General features: G+C 72.9%; 1 protein-coding gene. It reads right to left on the reverse strand.

Features of this window, described 5'->3' with window-relative positions; all coding sequences use genetic code 11:
* Positions 1-283: 283 nt before the first annotated feature.
* The gene (locus tag CCN72_RS18395; RefSeq protein ID WP_086808461.1) at positions 284-1,480 is read right to left on the reverse strand and encodes a PP2C family protein-serine/threonine phosphatase; all 1,197 of its coding nucleotides are present in this window, start codon (positions 1,478-1,480) and stop codon (positions 284-286) included.
* Between the last annotated feature and the right edge of the window lie 141 nt (positions 1,481-1,621).

The following is a 1,621-nucleotide window of genomic DNA, read 5'->3' on the forward strand; positions in this document are numbered from 1 at the left end:
GAGGAGCGGGAGGCGGGGCCAGGGACTGTCCGAGAGGCCCTAGGGCCTGTCTGACAATTCCCGTCTGCCGCGCGACGCCATGCACGCACTCTCGCGGCACCGGGCGCAGACCCAAGTACGTCCAGTACGAGGGCCTACGCCCGGCACCCCGAGAGCACGCACCTGACGCCGCGCGGCCGCCCTCCGGGCGACGACGGGAATTGTCAGACAGGCCCTAGCCGCCTGCGCACGCACTCCCCCGCACCCGTTCCTCCCCACGGCCGCCCCTCAGGAATACCCCTCCTCAGAAATACCCCTCCTTCTCCGAGAGCCCCCTCTCGCGCGCCCCCGGCAACGGTCCCGTCCCCGGGCTCTCCTCCGACTCCGGGAGCCGGCGCACGGCGTAGATCGTGGTGTCGTCGGTGAGGCGGCGTCCGCTGTGCCGGAGCACGCCGTCGCGAATGCGGCGGACCAGGAGGCGGGGCGCGGCGCAGCCCGGGTCGGCGGCCATCGCGGCGGCGACATCGCCCTGGAGGTCGTAGAACTCGCCCTTGCGGTTACGCGCCTCGGTCACCCCGTCGGTGACGAGCAGCAGCGTCTCCTCCGGCGCGAGCGGCACCCGGCGGGTCGGCGGCAGCCCGCCGGTCAGATCGCAGAGCCCGATCGGCGCCCCGTCCCCGTCGGGCAGCTCACGGACACCGTGCGGGCTGATCGCGAGCGGTGCCTCGTGCCCAAAGTTGATGACGTCGACCACCCCGGGCGCGCCCCTGGAGAAGGCGACCAGTACGGCCGTGGCGAACCGGTCGCCGTCCTCCTGCCCGATCGCGGTGGTGTGCACGCGGTGCCGCAGCATCCGGATCTCCAGCCGCTCGGCGACCGTCCCGAGGTCCTCCTCGTGGTACCCGGCCTCCCGGAAGGTGCCGAGCAGCGCGGCCGCCGCCTCCACCGCGCCCAGCCCCTTGCCCTGCACATCGCCGACGAGCACGCGGGTGCCGTAGGGGCTGGGCTGGATGTCGTAGAAGTCGCCCCCGACCTGCGCCTCGACATCCGCGGCGAGATACGCGCCCGCCTGCTCAAGACCGGCCCAGCGCGCGGGCAGCGGGCGCAGCACGGCTCGTACCGAGGTTTCCAGGATGTCCTGCATACGCAGCATGCGTCGCTCCTGCCGCACCCGTAGGGCCGCCACCAGGGTGGCCAGCGCACCGCCGAGAGCGACCAGCACGAAGTCGGGCAGGCCCGCCTTGTAGTGGTCGGGCCAGGCGTGGTCCACGAGGGCGTACGCCACCAGGGACACCACGGCGATGCAGGCGGTGGCCCCCACCCCGCAGACCGCTGCGGCGAGACCGGGCACCAGGACGATCCAGGAGACGATCCGGAACGCCGCGCCGGTGTTGAAGTCCAGCATCACGATGCCGATGAGCAGCAGCGACGGCAGCACCCAGGAGTAGCCGCGCATGCGCTCCCACCGCGGGCGGCGCCGCTCGCGCCTCGTCCCGGTCATGGCGGCCGCGTCTCCATGCTCCACAGCGAAGCACGAGGGGAAGCGCCCCGCATGCGGGCACCGGCCCAGGACGCACCGGACGCGACCGCCCGGCACGGTCGCGCGGACGGCGATTGACATGCGAGTTAGTGAGCTATAACT

The sequence above is a fragment of the Streptomyces murinus genome (assembly GCF_002154555.1).
GTDB lineage: Bacteria > Actinomycetota > Actinomycetes > Streptomycetales > Streptomycetaceae > Streptomyces > Streptomyces murinus.